The following is a 15899-nucleotide window of genomic DNA, read 5'->3' as shown; positions in this document are numbered from 1 at the left end:
TCAAATGCTTCTTTGTCCCGCCCGGCCCTGTTGTCGTGGGCAGGCTCGAAAAAAGTGTAGTTAGACCACCTTTTCCTCAGTCCAACGCGGGCTTCAGGGCACGACCGCATCCTGGGCCGGAGAGACTTCAGTGCGATCAGCTTTGCTCCGGCTGCAACGCCAACCGTGGTCTGCATGGACATGTCCGCCAAGAGAATGCGAGTTTTCTTGATTCGCTCCGAAAATGCTCACCGGTGCTGATCGACTATCGGATTTTGCGCGTTCGTAGGCTCGATTGAAAGAACTACGTAGTGCTTGACAGCGGTGTCTGTGGTTCACGGCGGGGGATCACTTGCAGCGCGGACTTGTCAGGCCAATCATTTTTCGCGTCCACTATCTAAACAGCGATGTGTCGACGTTGCAGCCGCCGTCACTGTGGTACCAGGCGTAGATTCAGTTGGGGAGTTGGGGTATGGTTAGCCTCGATGGCAGCATTGTCTTGATGGATGCAAAATGAAGATTTGCGGAATAAAGGTCACGCACGACGCCGGTGTTGCATTGATCGACGATGGAGTACTCATATTCAGCGTCGAGTTGGAAAAGGTAAGAAATCGAGAAAGGTACAGTAGGTTAGATGACCTCTCGCAAGTCTTCGACATATTGCGCCAATTCGATGTAGACCCAAGGTCTGTTGACAAATACGTGATAGACGGCTGGCATAGACCAGACCGCGTCAAACCCTTCTTTGGCGTCGAAGTAAGACTTCCAACCGGGCCGTACCGACGCGGTTACCTGTCGGACGATTTGCTCCACGAATACAATTATCTCACCGTTGATTTTCCATATGTTAGTTATTCTCACTATGCGGGCCACGTTATGGGTGGGTATTGCTCGAGTCCATTTGCGAAGGCCGGAGAGGACTGCACCGTACTTGTCTGGGACGGCGCAATGCTTCCATTTCTCTATCAAGTAAGCGGCAGAGATGGTTCGGTCATCAATTTGGGTTGCCCGTTCTATCTTTTGGGAGACGCTTACTATTCGATCGTGCAGAGGTTTAAGCCGTTTGACGCTCCGATAGACTTTCCCGCGAGACTTGGCTTGGCGGGCAAGATTATGGCCTACACCGCTTATGGAAAGGTCGACGAGGAAATCATTAGTATTCTCGACAATCTATACAAAGTCATCACTGAAAAAGCGATCTCCTCGCGAGAGCATCATGGTGATATAGACCTAACGGAGAACTTTGGATTGGAGATTATGAGCCAATTTAACGACGCCATCTATTCGAGTGAGTTCAACTCGCATCCCGATTTTATTGCGTCTTGGCACGCGTTCCTCCAAAAGCTTTTGATATCTTCTCTATCTTATCATCTGCAACGGCAGAACATAAAGGCGAATAATTTTTGCTTTGTCGGCGGGTGCGCGCTGAATATCAAATGGAATAGCGCGCTTCGTAAGAGCGGGCTTTTCCATTCTATGTGGATACCACCATTTCCAAATGATGCCGGCGGCGCGATCGGCACCGCTTGTTGCGCGATGGTTAAACATGACAGGCGTGTGGCGCTCGACTGGTGCACGTATTCGGGGCCGATTGTCATGGAAAGCGCTTCGCCCACGAACTGGTCCACGTCATCTTGTGATGTTCGAGATCTTGCGAGGTTACTGCATGAGACCGGCGATCCATGCGTAATTCTGCATGGCAGAGCAGAGCTGGGGCCAAGAGCTCTGGGGAACCGTAGTATCGTTGCTCCTTGCACTTCGACGGAAATGAGGTCACGGCTAAACGATATTAAACAAAGAGAGTGGTATCGACCGATAGCGCCGGTATGTCTGCAGCATCGGGCGCAAGAAATATTTGATCCGGGGACGCCGGACGAGTTCATGCTTTATGATCACGTAGTCAGACCGGAGTGGGCATCTCGGATACCAGCAGTTACCCATTTCGATGGCACTGCGCGCGTGCAAACTGTGAGCGCAGAAAGTAACCCATTTCTATTTGAACTTTTGACCGAATACGAAATGGCGAGTGGAATTCCTGTGCTGTGCAACACGAGCGCAAACTATAATGGAAGAGGCTTCTTTCCTGATGTGGCGAGCGCCGCAGGCTGGGGGAAGGTCTCACAGATTTGGTCGGCCGGAAAACTTTATACATGCTTAGATACGAAAGGTTCCACATCTGGAGAGGATAAAGAGGGATCGGAGAAGATCATGGTCAAAGCAATGTCAGATTAAAATATTTGGAGCCGGATTGGTTATATAGGGTTGCGGGCTGAACTGAATGTCGGAGAATGCGTTGCGTTATACACTCGATACCGAGGCTCTCGCGATTCGGATTCGCAAGCATGTAGTAAGGATGGCCGCCGAGAGTGGTAGTGCGCATGTGGGTTCGGCCCTGTCAATCGCCGACATCTTAGCGGTGCTGTATGGCAAGGAGTTGCACTTCGACCCGGAAGACCCGATATTGCCGACGCGGGATAGAGTGATCCTGTCTAAGGGGCATGCAGGCACTTGCATGTACGCCGTCCTAGCCGAGAGCGGGTTCTTTCCGGTTGCGTTGTTGAAGGAGCACTTCAAGAACGGCTCAGTGTTCTCCGGGCACGTGTCGCACAAGGGAGTGCCTGGGGTGGAGCTCTCCACCGGATCGCTCGGCCATGGCTTAGGCGTCGGAACCGGTATGGCCATGGAACTGCGCAGGCAGGGCGGAGTACAGCGCGTCTTCGTAATCTTGAGCGATGGTGAATGCGATGAGGGCTCCAACTGGGAAGCTATACTCTTTTCCGGTCATCATAAGCTGTCAAACCTTACCGCTATAATCGACTATAATAAACTACAAGGTCTAACCACTGTGGCAAAGACGCTGGGTTTGGAGCCCTTCACCGACAAATGGCGGTCGTTCGGCTGGCGAGTGACCGAGGTTGATGGCCACAATCATGCCGAGCTGAGCGATGCGGTGGCCTCGAGTGGCTTCACCCCCGAACCGCTCGTTATTATCGCCCATACCACCAAGGGTAAGGGCGTCTCTTTCATGGAGAATATGGTGGAATGGCACTACAGATCTCCAAAGCCGGAGGAGTTGGCCATAGCTATGCGCGAACTTGAGTTCGCAGCGGGCGTCTAAATGCACGACAGCTTTGTGAAGGCACTCGAGAATCTTGCTGAGAGCGATCCACGGATCATCTTAATCACCGGCGATTTGGGGTTCCGTGTGCTGAACTCGTATAGCCAGCGGTTCCCTGATCAGTTCGTCAATGCTGGTGTGGCTGAGCAGAATATGACCGCAATGGCCTGTGGGATGGCCCTGTCAGGTGCGCGGGTGTTTACCTATTCCATAGGCAATTTCCCGACCCTACGCTGCATGGAGCAGCTTCGTAACGATGTCTGCTATCATCGGGCCGACGTCGTTGTGGTAGCTGTGGGCGGCGGCTTTTCGTACGGCAAGTTGGGGATGTCACATTTCGCCACAGAAGATTTGGCGATGATGCGGACTCTGCCGGAGATGACCGTTGTGGCGCCCTCTGACCCATGGCAGGCCGATGTGTTGACTCGGCAGATGCAGGCCCGAGGCGGCCCTGGCTATCTGCGGCTCGAGAAGGGCGGCGCTGGTCTCGCGAGCGCGCCGGAAGCGGTCAAGCTCGGCGAGGCTCGGGTGGTTCGAGGGGGGGGCGACGTTGCGATCTTTGCTATAGGTCCCATCCTCGGCTCGGCTGTTAAGGCGGCCGACCTCCTGGCACAGGAGGGCATCTCTACGCAGGTGGTGGAAATCCATACATTAAAGCCGTTCGATCAAGACACTATCGCTCGGGTCAGCCGAGAGGTTTCGGCCATAATCACCTTAGAAGAGCACAGCGTCATCGGCGGTCTGGGCGGTGCCGTGGCCGAGGCTTGCCTGGAAGCCGGCTCGCCGCCGAGGTTATTCCTGAGAATCGGTATAGCAGATAAATTTTCGGGAGTCGTCGGCGACCAAAACTATTTGCGCAGGCTCCACGGGCTTGATGCTGAGAGCGTCAAAGAAACGGTAGTGAAGCTCCTTCGGACGAAGCCTTGAGCATATTCTTGCAAGCCCAGGCCAGTCGCCGACCAACGTAAGCGTGTCACGGTGTTCCGGTGACAAATGATGATGCGCAAGCGCGCACTGCCACGAAAGCCATGCAGCGCTCTAGTTGTTCTAATTTGGATAAGCTAGCGCGCACTTAGGCCTCGCAGCGATTGGCGCGCGCATCAGCATCCTAGTGAGGTTTTTGAATGGAGAGGAGCAAACTTGTGACCCTGACCCTCGCAGATGCCAATCGCGTGATCGCCGGAGCCATTGAGAAGGCGAACCAGATCGGCGCCAAGATGAATATTGCCGTGTGCGACGCTGGCGGTCGGTTAGTCGCCTTTCAGCGCATGGATGGTGCCGTATGGGCGGGCTCGTTTGGCAGCCAAGGCAAGGCCATGGCCTCTGCCGCGTTTGGACGCCCAAGTGGCGATCTGACTCCAAATGCCGACCATCCCACCTTGCGCGGCATCTCCGCTGCCGAGGGCAACCACATGTTTTATGGCCAAGGCGCAGTGCCGATCTTCCGCCAAAGTGTCCTGATCGGTGCCTGTGGTGTTGGCGGTGGAAGCGCACAAGAAGACGAGGATTGTGCCCGCGCTGGGGTTGAAAGGCTATGAGCACTGCTGAATTTTGACATGGCGCGATCCTGAGCAAAGCGCTCCGGGTGCTTGAGAACTTGAGTGCTCCGCGCCCGGCGCGTTTGCCCAGAACGACGACAAGACTACCGATCTCAAGCCCCGCAGACGCTTGTCATAAGTGGGAGGCAAAGAGCAGGCAAGTCAAACGTTTCTGCGATCCGTGAAACTTCCCGCCTTCCTGATTGTCCGCTCGCGGTCAAGGATTCGACGCGGAAAACTTCAACCAATTTTGGGTTCCGAGGATCACATCGCTGACGAATGGCTGAGTCTGACATGTTGTTCACTAGAAAACGTCTCGAAGAAAATTACCATATTGGTATGGTGCCCTTGACGCTATTGAGCGCGTATCTGTGGGGTGGAAGGACCTGAAAAGAGGGATTTAGCCATATGACCGCGTGGTGGCCGGCGACTGAATTGTCGCCAGAGAGTTGGGATTCGAAGAACTTAGGGTAGTAACGCTGTCGCGAACCGAGCTTGCGAGTCGTGCCCAGCTTGCGCGGATTCTGCTCGGCTATCGCAAAAGTTCGTCATCTTTCGCGGCGCGCCAGGCGCTCCTGCTGTACCCTCAGACGGTGCCGCGCTGCGTCTAGCGCCCTGTGGTCGAATGTTCGATGGCGACGCGGACCATCGCCCTCGCCCCGGCCGAGAGCCCACAATAGCGCGGGAAGTAGAGGCGTGGTTGACGGCGCTGTTGTGACCGACGGCGAAGGCAACTGGGTCATTTGCATGAACTGTGGAAGACACGGTTGCTCGTCCAACATATTCGGAGCACGGTCCCGCCAAAGGGCCCTGTTGCCCGGCGAAACTGGTGCAAAGCTGTTGCGCAAGATCTTTGATGCCAAAAAAATCTAAAGAAGCGTAATACTGAGTTAGCTAGGAGCGGCGCTGCAGTCGGGAGTTGTCGAGCTTATCAAACTACTCGATAGCTTTATGCGGCACACGTGGCGAACTAACTAAAATGATAATCATTCTACGCGCGCCGTCGAAGTAAACAAAGCTGGCTTGCCGAGCAACACGGGGTCCGCTTCTATTTCACCCTCATGCCCAAGCATGGCTCGTGAGCCAACCTCGTCGAGTCCTCGTCTTCTAGCTGACCCGTTCCAGGATGTGCCATATCCATGTGTCTTCCAAAAAGGAGCTCAGGGGCGAATCGTGGCCGCAATCGATCTTCCGCTCTCACCGTGCAAATCTTACCAACTCGACGAAGCCGCTTGACATGGGTCCAACTTCAAATATCGCTCGTCTAGCGCCGTTTGCTAGACGACGTCCAACGGCATTGGTGGTTTACTTGATTCAGCACTGTCTCGTCAGAGGTGGAGGTCAATACTCTGCGGAGTAATTCACGATGAGGAGTGGGATTGTCGTCCTATTTGACAGCGTCCGTGTTTGCTGCGCCAGCTTGGGGTATACTGCGGCGCAAGAAATTATCTGATCAGGAGGCACTATGCACACCGTAAAGGCGAACGGAGCGACGATACCCGCCATCGGCCTGGGGACGTGGAAACTCAAGGGGACGGAGGGAAGCGAACTGGTTGCGCATGCGCTAGTCGACGGCTATCGGCATATCGATACTGCGAGTGCGTGCGAGAATGAAGAGGCGGTCGGTGCTGGTCTTAGGGCCTCGGGCGTCCCGCGTGAACAGGTGTTCATAACGACCAAGGTCTGGTGGACCGATATCGCGGCGGTCGATCTCGAACGCTCGGCTGAGGCAAGCTTGCGCCGGCTTGGGCTGGATCAGGTTGACCTTCTACTGCTTCACTGGCCGAATCCTGGTATTCCACTGAAAGAGTCGATTGCAGCGCTGAATCAAGCGAAGGTGCGCGGCCTGACGCGGCACATCGGCGTTTCGAACTTCACGACGGACCTACTGCGACAGGCGGTCTCGCTCTCCGAGGCGCCGCTAACCTGCAACCAAGTCGAATACCACCCCTATATCGATCAGAGGAAGGTTCTAGCCGCCAATCGCGCTTTCGGCGTGGCGACTGTCTCCTATTGTCCGCTCTATCGCGGCAGAGGATTGCTCGAGGTGCCGGCGATAGTAGCGGCAGCAAAACGCCATTCCAAGACTCCGGGTCAGATCGTGCTGCGCTGGCATGTGCAGCAGAAGGGAGTTGTCCCCATCCCACGCACCAGCCGAAAGGAGCGCCTCGCCGAGAACGCCGCCATCTTTGATTTTACACTTTCCGGGGAAGAGATGGCACAAATATCAGCGTTGAGCCGAGGCCAGAGCCGTATCTGCAACCCCGATTTCTCTCCTCAATGGGACGAACCCTAAAATTCGATCAGCGACATTCAGGGAGACCCTAGAAGACCGAATACATACGTAGAATTGAAGCAATCGCCCACTTCAGGTGAGATTAGGCCACCTCGGGTCCTGATGCTCCAGGACACGACGGGGTTCAGTTCAATTTCGACAAGCCCGAATCAATAGAATCAGCAAAGACCAGTTTGACCTGGAAGTGTCGGCTTAAGAATCCTCATCCGGGACAGAGGATGAGTTTCAATAAAGGCATCGAATTGTTCGGAAAAAAAGATCGTGTTTGTTTTGAAGCAGGCTGCGGGCGCACGCGGTTGCGAGGCTCGCAGCATGGCGATTTGAGGACACCTACAAAAAGGCTTATAATGACATACGCATCGTCGAGTAGCGAAGCAAACGTTGGACGGTTGGACTCGATCTCAAGGCGTCCGTCTTCGACTAAGCGACATATCCGTCTCTATGGTGGGGCGCGTAGGCGAGCCCCTACGCGAGCTTGCTACCATTCGACACCCTGGTGAGATTGAGCTCAAACGACATCTACAAGGCCGCGGCGACCGATCTTGATCGCGCAGGCGAGCGCCTCGGTCGCAATCGGCGCGTTGCCGCCAACGCAAACATCTTAGAATTGTCGCCGAGGCGCTGGCATCGCGCATCGAAATCTTCAACAGCATTTACAGCGTGCAGGTCACGAGCAGACTTGAGGCTGCAGGCATCGCGATTTTGATGGACGGACGCGGGCGTTTCAGGGACAATATCATAATCAAATGACGTTGCCGTTCGATCAAGAAGGAGGAAGTGCATCTGAAAGCCTATGCCGAGAAGTGCGATGCGCGAGAAGGCATTAGATTATGAATGAGCCTTTACAATTACTTTCGCCTCCGTCAGGCGATGAATCACTCACTCCCGAGGGGAACATGGAGTGACGGCAACGAGGTGGCGAGGACATTGGCTATACCGCTTTGTTTGGACAATGCGAACGCGTGCACAACCTGCCTGCATGCGCAAAAGCAATAGAAGCGAGCTGCTCGACTTTAAAGCCAAACAGGATCGCACCTTAACTTTGGCGATCCATAATCTGAGATCTGAGGTCTACTTTCGGCGACAGGTCCTAGCTGCAAACCTAGCTGAAAAATAAAGGTCGAGTAATGGACTACTTAGTTGAAGAGAGCGACTTCACCAACTCCCGTGCGCACTTAAGTATCTTAGACTGGCTTCGACAGTTTCCAGATGACGATCATCGTCTCCTAAAGGATACTATCTTCACAATAATATTGCCAGACGCAATAAAGGGGGGAAAGTTGCTTGAAATATCAAGGCGATGTATAGACGAAGGGTACATCCCGATCCTAACGAAAGTAATAATGAAATCTCCCGAGCGGAAATTTGAAGAGTTATACAAATTCAACATCGCCAATAATATTGGCGAATATTGTGCCGAGATCGACCGCGGTGGAATGTGGTGGCTGAACCGTAGAGCCTATAGCACGTGCCCAGTAGTTGCGATGGTTCTTAGGAAGGTCTCTAGAATCTTAGTTACGCCACATACGGACTTTCGCAAACTGAAAGGGGTGGCCTCGCCATATGCAGCGCAGCCTGGGCAGCTTCGTCACGATTTCGAAGCCGTTAATCGGTCATTGAGCCTTATGCACTCCTCTGATGAGCCGTTGTCGACCGTACGAGAACTGAGGATATTCGCCGGAGACGCGGCTTTTGGCGATCTCGTCGTTAGGGCGCGCCAAGCACAAACTCAGTCAGGATTGCAGTCGCTTTGCCGGGAATGCATGTTTGAATTGCAGAGATCTGAGGCTGCTCTCAGAATATTTCGAGAGCAAACGGACTTTCTGAAAATTCTGAACGGAATAAAGCTTAGAGTTCTCGCGGACTCTGGTGGACATAAACTTAGGGGCAGCTCACTCCTCCAGAGAGAGATGGAGATTGTAAATACTGAAGAAGCGCTAGCCCAACGAACTAGGAACTTCATTAAGCTGGCTCGGAAGTCAACCGCATCGCTTTCTGGTCTTGCCGGCACCGACGCGCTTTCTAGATGCTTTGCACTGTTGAGCGAGCCTGAAGCGTTCTCGGCTGACGTAGCGCGTGACATAACGCATTTATTGCAGGCGATTGAAATCCCGTTCACTGAATGGGAGGAAATAGTTCTCTTAACGAGCATGCATCATTGGAAGGAAACGGGCATGCTTTTTTCCTCTTGAGCTGCGACCGTTCTCGCTCGATACCGCTCGGCACATGTGAATTGTAACGTTCGTTTGCCGAGCTCAACTCGCAGTTAAATTTTGATTGAATAATCGTGGCTAATACGAGGCGGGGTGGCGGCTGCCAATGTGTGACGAAAGTGCTGCATCACCGACACTACTATCTATTAACGGGTAACGAGTGGCTCAGGAGCTCAGGAGTTCTGGAGGACGAGAACGCCAAGCTGCCGCCTCAGACGAATTCGCCCGATGATTCCGAGGTGATCTCGCCCACGATTTCGATTTCCGGGGGTGGAGCGTCCTGGCTGTTAGATTTCCGGCATCGCGTGCCGCGGCTGTTCATCGATCTCGCTCTGGCGTAAGGCGATAGCCGCCCATTCACCGGAAGGACGGTAGATCAGGAGAGGTTGGCATGGTCGTAGATCCAGCTGCCCTCGACCAAACTCGTTAGCAGGCTGCGATCGAGGCCGCGGTGTGCGATGATCGATGTCCTCGATGCAGGCTTGCTAGCCCGGCTTGAAGTGACCTGCCCCTAAGAAATTCCTCCGGATCGAGTTAGAGTCCGCCCTGACGAAGGACGGACAGATGAAGCGAAGGCGGTTTACGGAAGAGCAGATCATAGCGGTGCTGAAGGAGCACGAGGCTGGAGCGAAGACGGCGGACCTGGCCCGCAAGCACGGGATCTCGGAAGCGACGTTCTACAATTGGAAGGCCAAGTTCGGTGGCATGGAGGTCTCGGAGGCGAAGCGGCTCAAGGCTCTTGAGGACGAGAACGCGAAGCTGAAGAAGCTCCTGGCTGAGCAGATGCTCGACGCAGCCGCGCTGCGGGAGTTGCTTTCAAAAAAATGGTAGGGCCCGCTGCCAAGCGCGCCGCAGTGGCGCATCTGCAGACCCTGATGGGACTGTCGGAGCGGCGGGCCTGCTCGATCGTAAGTGCGGATCGGACGATGGTCCGCTACCGGTCTCGCCGGCCACCTGACACCGAGCTTCGGGCTCGCTTGCGTGAGCTGGCTAGTGAGCGTCGGCGGTTCGGCTACCGTCGGCTGTTCGTCCTGCTGCGGCGGGAGGGCGAGCCGTCTGGCATCAACCGCATCCACCGGCTCTATCGGGAGGAAGGGCTCGCCGTGCGCAAGCGTCGCGCCCGCCGCAAGGCGTGTGGGGTCCGCGTGCCGATCCTGGTGGAAGCCCGGCCGAACGCACGCTGGTCTCTCGACTTCGTGTCGGACCAGTTCGCCAATGGACGGCGCTTCCGCATCCTCAACATCGTCGATGACGTCACCAAGGAGTGCCTGGGCGCAATCGCCGACACTTCGATCTCGGGCCGGCGGGTGGCACGGGAGCTGACCTCGATCGTCACCCGGCGCGGCAAGCCGGGTTCGATCGTCTCGGACAACGGCACCGAGTTCACCTGCAACGCGATGCTGGCCTGGCGCAAGGACAACGCCATCCACTGGCACTTCATTGCGCCGGGCAAGCCGATCCAGAACGCGTTCGTCGAGAGCTTCAACGGCCGGATGCGCGACGAGTTCTTGAACGAGACGCTGTTCTTCGGTCTCGACGACGCCAGGCAGAAGCTCGCTACCTGGGTCACCGACTACAACGGCGAGCGGCCCCACTCCTCGCTCAAATACCAGACGCCGGCGGCCTATGCCGCCATCCTCACCGCAACGGGCGATCGGCTGCGCAACCCCGACCAGCTCCGCCGATCGCCCGTTGCTCCACCCCCGCCAATCGGCGTACAACCCAACAGGACTCTAACTGCGGCTGGATGAAACTTCGGTGGCAGGTCAGCAGCTTCTCGTTCTTGGCATCGAGCGCTAGCACAATCTCGGTCAGAGGGTTCGGAGAGCTTTGGGGTGAAGCGCCACAATGGACCGCTATCCCGTCCCCGGCACGCTCCAGCACAATTCTTCGTCTCCCCCCCAACGACGCTCGGCGGCTAGACAAGCTTGGGAAATACGTGTTCAATCCAGCGCGTCGAGCAGCATGGCGACTTGCGTAGCACTTAGAAATCGTGCCGCAGCCAATCCCACGCCAGAAGCTTTACTCGGTCCGCTTGTCCGCTGCGAAACACGAAGACGTCTCCGCAATGCGGCTTCGGGTGCAGCGGTCCGCTCACCAGCGCCGACAGCGTGTGCACCGGTTGCGAAAGTTTAGCGGCCGTGGCGCCAGCAGCACCTTGAGACCGGGCCGCAACGCAATCAACGCATGCCCCGAGGCGCCGATCGCACCGTCGAAAGCGTCGTCAGTTGTACGCCTGGCTCGATCCGGATGCGTGCGCCGCCCACCTCGATCTCGACCGCCCCCGCTAGGCTTTCCTGGGGGCATCTGCGGCAACACGCTATACGCGGACGCCAACGATCCGGCTCGCTTGCCGTCGCGGGACCGTCCTGGGATGCGAGCCGAACCGGCATGAGGCCTGGCGTCTAAAAGGCCGCGGCCATCGCGAACTTGTGCCGCCATACCGTGAGCAATCCACCTACGACGCGACTGCGCCGGGCGACCTCCGACACCTTGGCCCCTTCAGTTCTGAGAACGGAAAACATCCATTGGACGCAAAGCAATAGATTTGTCATCAATTCGGGCATGTATCAAGCGAACCAGGGCGTCTGCCAAATATGGTGTCTCTGTCATCTTTCCGGGTACAATGAAAAGATGTCCCCGACGCGGCTCTTGAATATCAACGCCCAACGATCTTGGCTGATCACATTCATAATTCAGATCTGATTTTATGCAGGCGACTACGCGTGAATTACTATCGACCCATTTCGGGAATAGGCGCCCGAGCGCAGCTCGCAGTTCGGAGGCGGCCATTTCATCAACGTCAAAATTTGCAGTATCCGACAAAGTAGCATCATTCGTGTGATTTACAATACTAATATCATCGTGATGAATTATGGCCGCCTCAGCCGGGTCGATATGGAATAGACTCCTAGAAGATAGTCGCTTTGTCAGAAGCATATGACTTTTCCAGCGACGGAGAGGAAGCTTGATACCAAAAAACTGAGCAAAAATATCCTTTGTGGAATGACCGGTTGCATAAATGAAAATGTCGGCAGTTACTGTTAGTCGAATGTTATCATTGCGAATCTCTATATCCGCTCTATCATCAGAGATAGATCTTATTTCTGTGCCCAAAAGGATGCGCACACCGCAAGCATTGGCTTCGTTGAGCAATCTTCGATAAAAAAGACGAGTGTCGATACTGACATCTTTCGTTTCGAAGACGTGGCTGATTCCACTGAAACAAGCTTCAGTATGATGCTTTTGTGCGTCTGCAACAGAAGTTGCCTTGGCGGTTACTCCTGCTTCTACCCACCTTGCCGTTAGCTCTTCAGCTCGGCTTTCGTCACGAAGCAGGGCATGAGAGGCCGGCTGATTATCGAGTATTACTTCCGGAAAAAACCGACAAATTTGCTCGTATCCATAGATGCAGTGCTTTGCAACGGAAATCGCGGCACCGCGATCAACAATTGATCCCGCATGATATGCGCCACTATGTAACCAGCCGACATTACGGGTAGACGATCCTGACGCAAGTAGATGGTCCTTTTCAATTAGCAAAACTTTTAGCCCGATCCTTCCAAGTTTCATAGCAGCCATCAGCCCGGCTACTCCACTTCCAAAAATCAATACATCGTATGCTTCTCGCATCTGTTTATTCCTAACGGGGCGCCGCCTCAAACTCACGAGGCATGTCGACGGCTGCCAAGGCGGTACGCTTAAGTTGTCGTTCCGTGAGCGCTGGACATAATCGGTCTACAGATATTTTAGCCGTGACCAGGGGGTATTGTCGATGCCGGGATTCAGTGGCCAACGCAGAAGCTGCGGTTGGCACGCAAAGCAGGTGAGCCCGGTCGAGCCGGCAAGGAAATGACCTTGATCATGAGAGCTTAAAGCTCGGCAGGCCCCAGAATCCGTGGATGACCGAATTGAATATAGCACTATCGGTTGCGCTATCACATCGAATTGGAGATCGAGGCCATCGAACGCCTTGATTTGCTCGGCTGCATGGCTACAACGACTGTTGCTCTGCTCCCAGACAATGCCGCGGACCTTGGTGTTTTTGCGATGGCTGCAGGCCGTCCGACGATCGGCGAAGACATCATCCAGACGCTCGACGTGGCGCCGCCGCAGGTGTTCGTCACTCAGCACGCGCCCGAGAAGTTCTCCCTGTCGGTCCCGCGAGACCATTGCGCGTCCGCTGGCGCCATTCCACGCCATCGTGCTCGGCTTTGCCGGAGCCGACCTTTCTTGCAATTATCCTGGTCGACAAAGACGCCAACCATCAGCCGCTCAAAGGGAGGGTGAGTAGTTCGCGCGCGAGGGCGTCGAGCTGTGGGTGTCAACCGTGGCCGAGCAGTCCGCGCCCGCGCGGCCATCCTGCTGTCGCTCGATAAACTGATCAATGGCACCGGCGCGGAGGCTTTGCTGCACACTGCCCCTTCGAAGTCTTTAGGATCGGACTTAGATCTTGGTCAAGCCACCAGTCTGCTGATCGTCAGTGCTGATCCGTGCGGAGGCAGCGGTCAGTTAGGTGTTTCCTCGGAATTCAGGATCGTCGCGAAGCTCCGGAATGACCTTCAGTTGCTCGGCGCAGCGAAAAGGTGTCAGCCAGATTGAACGAGATCATCGTGGCGCGAAACAAGCCGTGATGGGATATCAGGAGCGGAGCCTGCCACCGCTCAATCCGCGCAAACTTCGATAGACGGTGACGATGATCGTCGGCAGAACGCAACGCTCGAAATTGCCCTGTCTGACTTGGCGGATCCTAAGCCGCGTGCTGGTTGATGCGCGTACATTCGTGAGGTCGAGCTGCTTGCGTGTATATTCGACCTGAGCGTCGTGGTTCCCTGATCTGAGCCCTGTATCGGTCGACCAGCGCATGTTGCCGGTCCACGATCTGCCGGGACGCCCCGGCTGCCTTTTGGATCAGCATGTCGCGGCGGTCAATGTCGGTCTGCGCGCCATCAAGCAGCGCTTGATAATTCTGCTGGGTCGCCATCTCTTGACTGAGCTAGGCCTGGAACCGACGCGGGTCGATCACGGCGAGAATGTCGCCCCGTTTGACGTCCTGCCCGTGTTGGGGAGTATATGGAGGGCCTCCCCAAAGACACCACTCTGCATGTTGATAGTGTTGTAGACCTGGATCGTGCCGATTCTGGTCAGATAGATCGCGATGTCACGCCTGTGCGGCGCGGTGACATTCATCGCGAAAGGAGGCCTGCCTGCACCGTAGCGGTCGCGTTCCCGCGGGCGTCCTCATACGCGACTGCAACTCAGCGCACGAGTTGATCTACAGAGCGGAAATATTGAACGGTGATTGCGTTCGACACGAATGACAACGTGCCGGGGAGAAACGTTCCTGCGCAAGCATGCGAGCCGATCACACGATCATTTGAGAAAGCCGAACAGCCCGAATTTGACCCGTCGGTGCAGGACAGGCTTAGATGTAGAAGCGACTACGGATGATGCGAAAGACGAAAGGCTGGGCTAGTACAAAATCAACCTAACGTTGACATAGACCGAAAGTGTGCGACACTTGTGTCTTCTGCAACGAGACCTCTCTGGATTCAAAGTTTGCAGAACGTGGGATGCGGAATGTCTAGAAATGCTGCTGATATATCTGTTGGTAGTAAGTCCCTCATCGTTTCCGATTCCAGATTCGAATATGGAGATCTGCCTCCTTCGGTTGAAAAATTCCTGCGTGGGCAAGCTGACCGTATCCGACGCCAGTGCGCCAGTTCGATAATCCAGATTGGTAAGGCGTTGCTCGAAGCCAAGCGCCATCTCTCGCATGGCGCTTTCTTGCGTTGGGTCGAGGGTGAGGTTGGTATCCCCTGCCGTACCGCACAAGCTTACATGCGCGCGGCGCTTTGGACGGCGGGCAAAAGCGCAACCGTTGCGCTTTTGCCCGCGTCTGCGATTTACGTGCTTTCATCTAATGGTGTGCCTGACCAGTTCGTCGCTGACGTGCTGGATCGCATCGAAGCCGGGGAACAGATCGGCGCCGCGGCCATTCGCCATGCGTTGAGAGAGTTCCTCAATAGCAAAAGCGAGAAGGGCGCTACCACGAAAGAGGTCGTCCAGCGAGGACACAATGATACCCCGATTCGGGATAAGATAAACGGCTCCCCCATCGCTGAGCTGGCAGAATTACTCGCGTATAAGTTGTCGAAACCGGATTTCGTCAGGATATGCGAAATCTTGACGAGTGAGAGTGTCCTAGGTGATCCCGACTTGGCTGTGAAGCTCAAGCAAGAGTTTCGGACGGTCGGAGAAGCTTCCCTCCGCGGCGGCCGCGGCCGCGCGTGCGAAATCCATCCTCAAAACCGCGCGACTGCTGCTGGCAGTGCTCGACCGCAGCCGGCGCGTCGTGACGAAACTGCTACGTCACGTCACGGAACAGTCGTTCAGCGCCAATGACACCGACGGCGTCTCGGATTGGAAAGCGCCTATGAGGCCTACGAGGCAGCAAGCGTGCTGTTCCTGAGCCAGTATGGCAGGCCATCTTTCGTGTTAGGGGGCCATTCTCCTCTCGTTATGCTGTAAACATGAAGGAAAATCGCAGCGCTATTTCCGACCCAAACGGGGCGGATTCTGGATAGCCAAGGCGCTGAAGCAGTGCTCGACGTCGATCCCGCTCGCCTTCGCCACGGCCGCAGCTGCACGGATCACACTTTCGGACCGCGTATTGGAGGCTTTCGCAGGCATCGGTGTCCGCGATCTTCGCTGCAATTGGCCGTGGATGACGCCTGCTGAACGAACTGGCCGAG

Annotated in this window: 11 protein-coding genes and 1 pseudogene; 9 read left to right on the top strand and 3 right to left on the bottom strand. The window is 55.5% G+C overall.

Annotation, left to right across the window (positions count from 1 at the left end; all coding sequences use genetic code 11):
* The first annotated feature begins 492 nt into the window (after positions 1-492).
* The 7 genes from QW868_RS15015 to QW868_RS14985 all read left to right on the top strand — a co-directional run bounded on the left by QW868_RS15015 (position 493) and on the right by QW868_RS14985 (position 10895).
* A complete protein-coding gene (locus QW868_RS15015; protein ID WP_315792648.1) occupies positions 493-2211 on the top strand; it encodes a carbamoyltransferase N-terminal domain-containing protein in 1719 nt (572 codons plus the stop codon).
* 61 nt (positions 2212-2272) lie between these two features.
* On the top strand, positions 2273-3097 hold the full coding sequence (locus tag QW868_RS15010; protein WP_315792647.1) for a transketolase: 825 nt from the start codon (positions 2273-2275) through the stop codon (positions 3095-3097).
* A complete protein-coding gene (locus QW868_RS15005) occupies positions 3098-4024 on the top strand; it encodes a transketolase family protein (RefSeq protein WP_315792646.1) in 927 nt (308 codons plus the stop codon).
* Positions 4025-4239: 215 nt separating this feature from the next.
* Positions 4240-4635 (top strand): heme-binding protein, encoded by a 396-nt coding sequence (locus tag QW868_RS15000; protein WP_315792644.1) that lies wholly within the window; start codon positions 4240-4242, stop codon positions 4633-4635.
* A gap of 1465 nt (positions 4636-6100) precedes the next feature.
* Positions 6101-6931 (top strand): aldo/keto reductase, encoded by an 831-nt coding sequence (locus QW868_RS14995; protein ID WP_315792642.1) that lies wholly within the window; start codon positions 6101-6103, stop codon positions 6929-6931.
* Positions 6932-8058: 1127 nt separating this feature from the next.
* The gene (locus tag QW868_RS14990) at positions 8059-9123 is read left to right on the top strand and encodes a nucleoside-diphosphate kinase (RefSeq protein WP_315792639.1); all 1065 of its coding nucleotides are present in this window, start codon (positions 8059-8061) and stop codon (positions 9121-9123) included.
* 585 nt (positions 9124-9708) lie between these two features.
* A protein-coding gene (locus QW868_RS14985; protein WP_409998446.1) for an IS3 family transposase occupies positions 9709-10895 on the top strand; the annotation gives its coding sequence in 2 pieces (ribosomal slippage) (positions 9709-9961 and positions 9961-10895; 1188 coding nt in all).
* A gap of 233 nt (positions 10896-11128) precedes the next feature.
* On the opposite strand, the gene tnpB is transcribed toward QW868_RS14985, so the two are convergent.
* Together tnpB and QW868_RS14980 are read right to left on the bottom strand one after the other, a co-directional pair.
* The gene (gene tnpB, locus QW868_RS33575) at positions 11129-11263 is read right to left on the bottom strand and encodes an IS66 family insertion sequence element accessory protein TnpB (protein WP_409998465.1); all 135 of its coding nucleotides are present in this window, start codon (positions 11261-11263) and stop codon (positions 11129-11131) included.
* Positions 11264-11646: 383 nt separating this feature from the next.
* Positions 11647-12777, bottom strand: a complete 1131-nt coding sequence (locus tag QW868_RS14980; RefSeq protein WP_315792728.1) for an FAD-dependent oxidoreductase — start codon at positions 12775-12777, stop codon at positions 11647-11649.
* A 297-nt stretch (positions 12778-13074) separates the two neighbouring features.
* On the opposite strand from QW868_RS14980, the gene QW868_RS14975 reads away from it, so the two are divergent.
* The gene (locus QW868_RS14975; protein ID WP_315792726.1) at positions 13075-13434 is read left to right on the top strand and encodes a hypothetical protein; all 360 of its coding nucleotides are present in this window, start codon (positions 13075-13077) and stop codon (positions 13432-13434) included.
* 706 nt (positions 13435-14140) lie between these two features.
* Here the strand turns inward: QW868_RS14975 and QW868_RS33570 are convergent.
* A pseudogene (locus QW868_RS33570) lies at positions 14141-14206 on the bottom strand (biotin/lipoyl-binding protein); the annotation flags it as partial.
* Between the two features lie 518 nt (positions 14207-14724).
* Between QW868_RS33570 and QW868_RS14970 the strand changes: the two are divergent.
* Complete coding sequence (locus QW868_RS14970; protein ID WP_315792724.1) at positions 14725-15549, top strand: DUF3102 domain-containing protein; 825 nt, start codon at positions 14725-14727, stop codon at positions 15547-15549.
* Positions 15550-15899: the final 350 nt, after the last annotated feature.

The sequence above is a fragment of the Bradyrhizobium sp. SZCCHNR1051 genome, assembly GCF_032489615.1.
Taxonomy (GTDB): domain Bacteria; phylum Pseudomonadota; class Alphaproteobacteria; order Rhizobiales; family Xanthobacteraceae; genus Bradyrhizobium.
The sequence above is the reverse complement of the archived record's forward strand: the minus strand, read 5'-3'. Positions and strand labels throughout refer to the sequence as shown.

Excerpts from the sequence above, each read along its gene's own strand:
- QW868_RS15015 (WP_315792648.1), top strand. The coding sequence starts at position 493 with ATGAAGATTTGCGGAATAAAGGTCACGCACGACGCCGGTGTTGCATTG.
- QW868_RS15005 (WP_315792646.1), top strand. The coding sequence starts at position 3,098 with ATGCACGACAGCTTTGTGAAGGCACTCGAGAATCTTGCTGAGAGCGAT.
- QW868_RS14995 (WP_315792642.1), top strand. The coding sequence starts at position 6,101 with ATGCACACCGTAAAGGCGAACGGAGCGACGATACCCGCCATCGGCCTG.
- QW868_RS14990 (WP_315792639.1), top strand. The coding sequence starts at position 8,059 with ATGGACTACTTAGTTGAAGAGAGCGACTTCACCAACTCCCGTGCGCAC.
- QW868_RS14980 (WP_315792728.1), bottom strand. The coding sequence starts at position 12,777 with ATGCGAGAAGCATACGATGTATTGATTTTTGGAAGTGGAGTAGCCGGG.
- QW868_RS14970 (WP_315792724.1), top strand. The coding sequence starts at position 14,725 with ATGTCTAGAAATGCTGCTGATATATCTGTTGGTAGTAAGTCCCTCATC.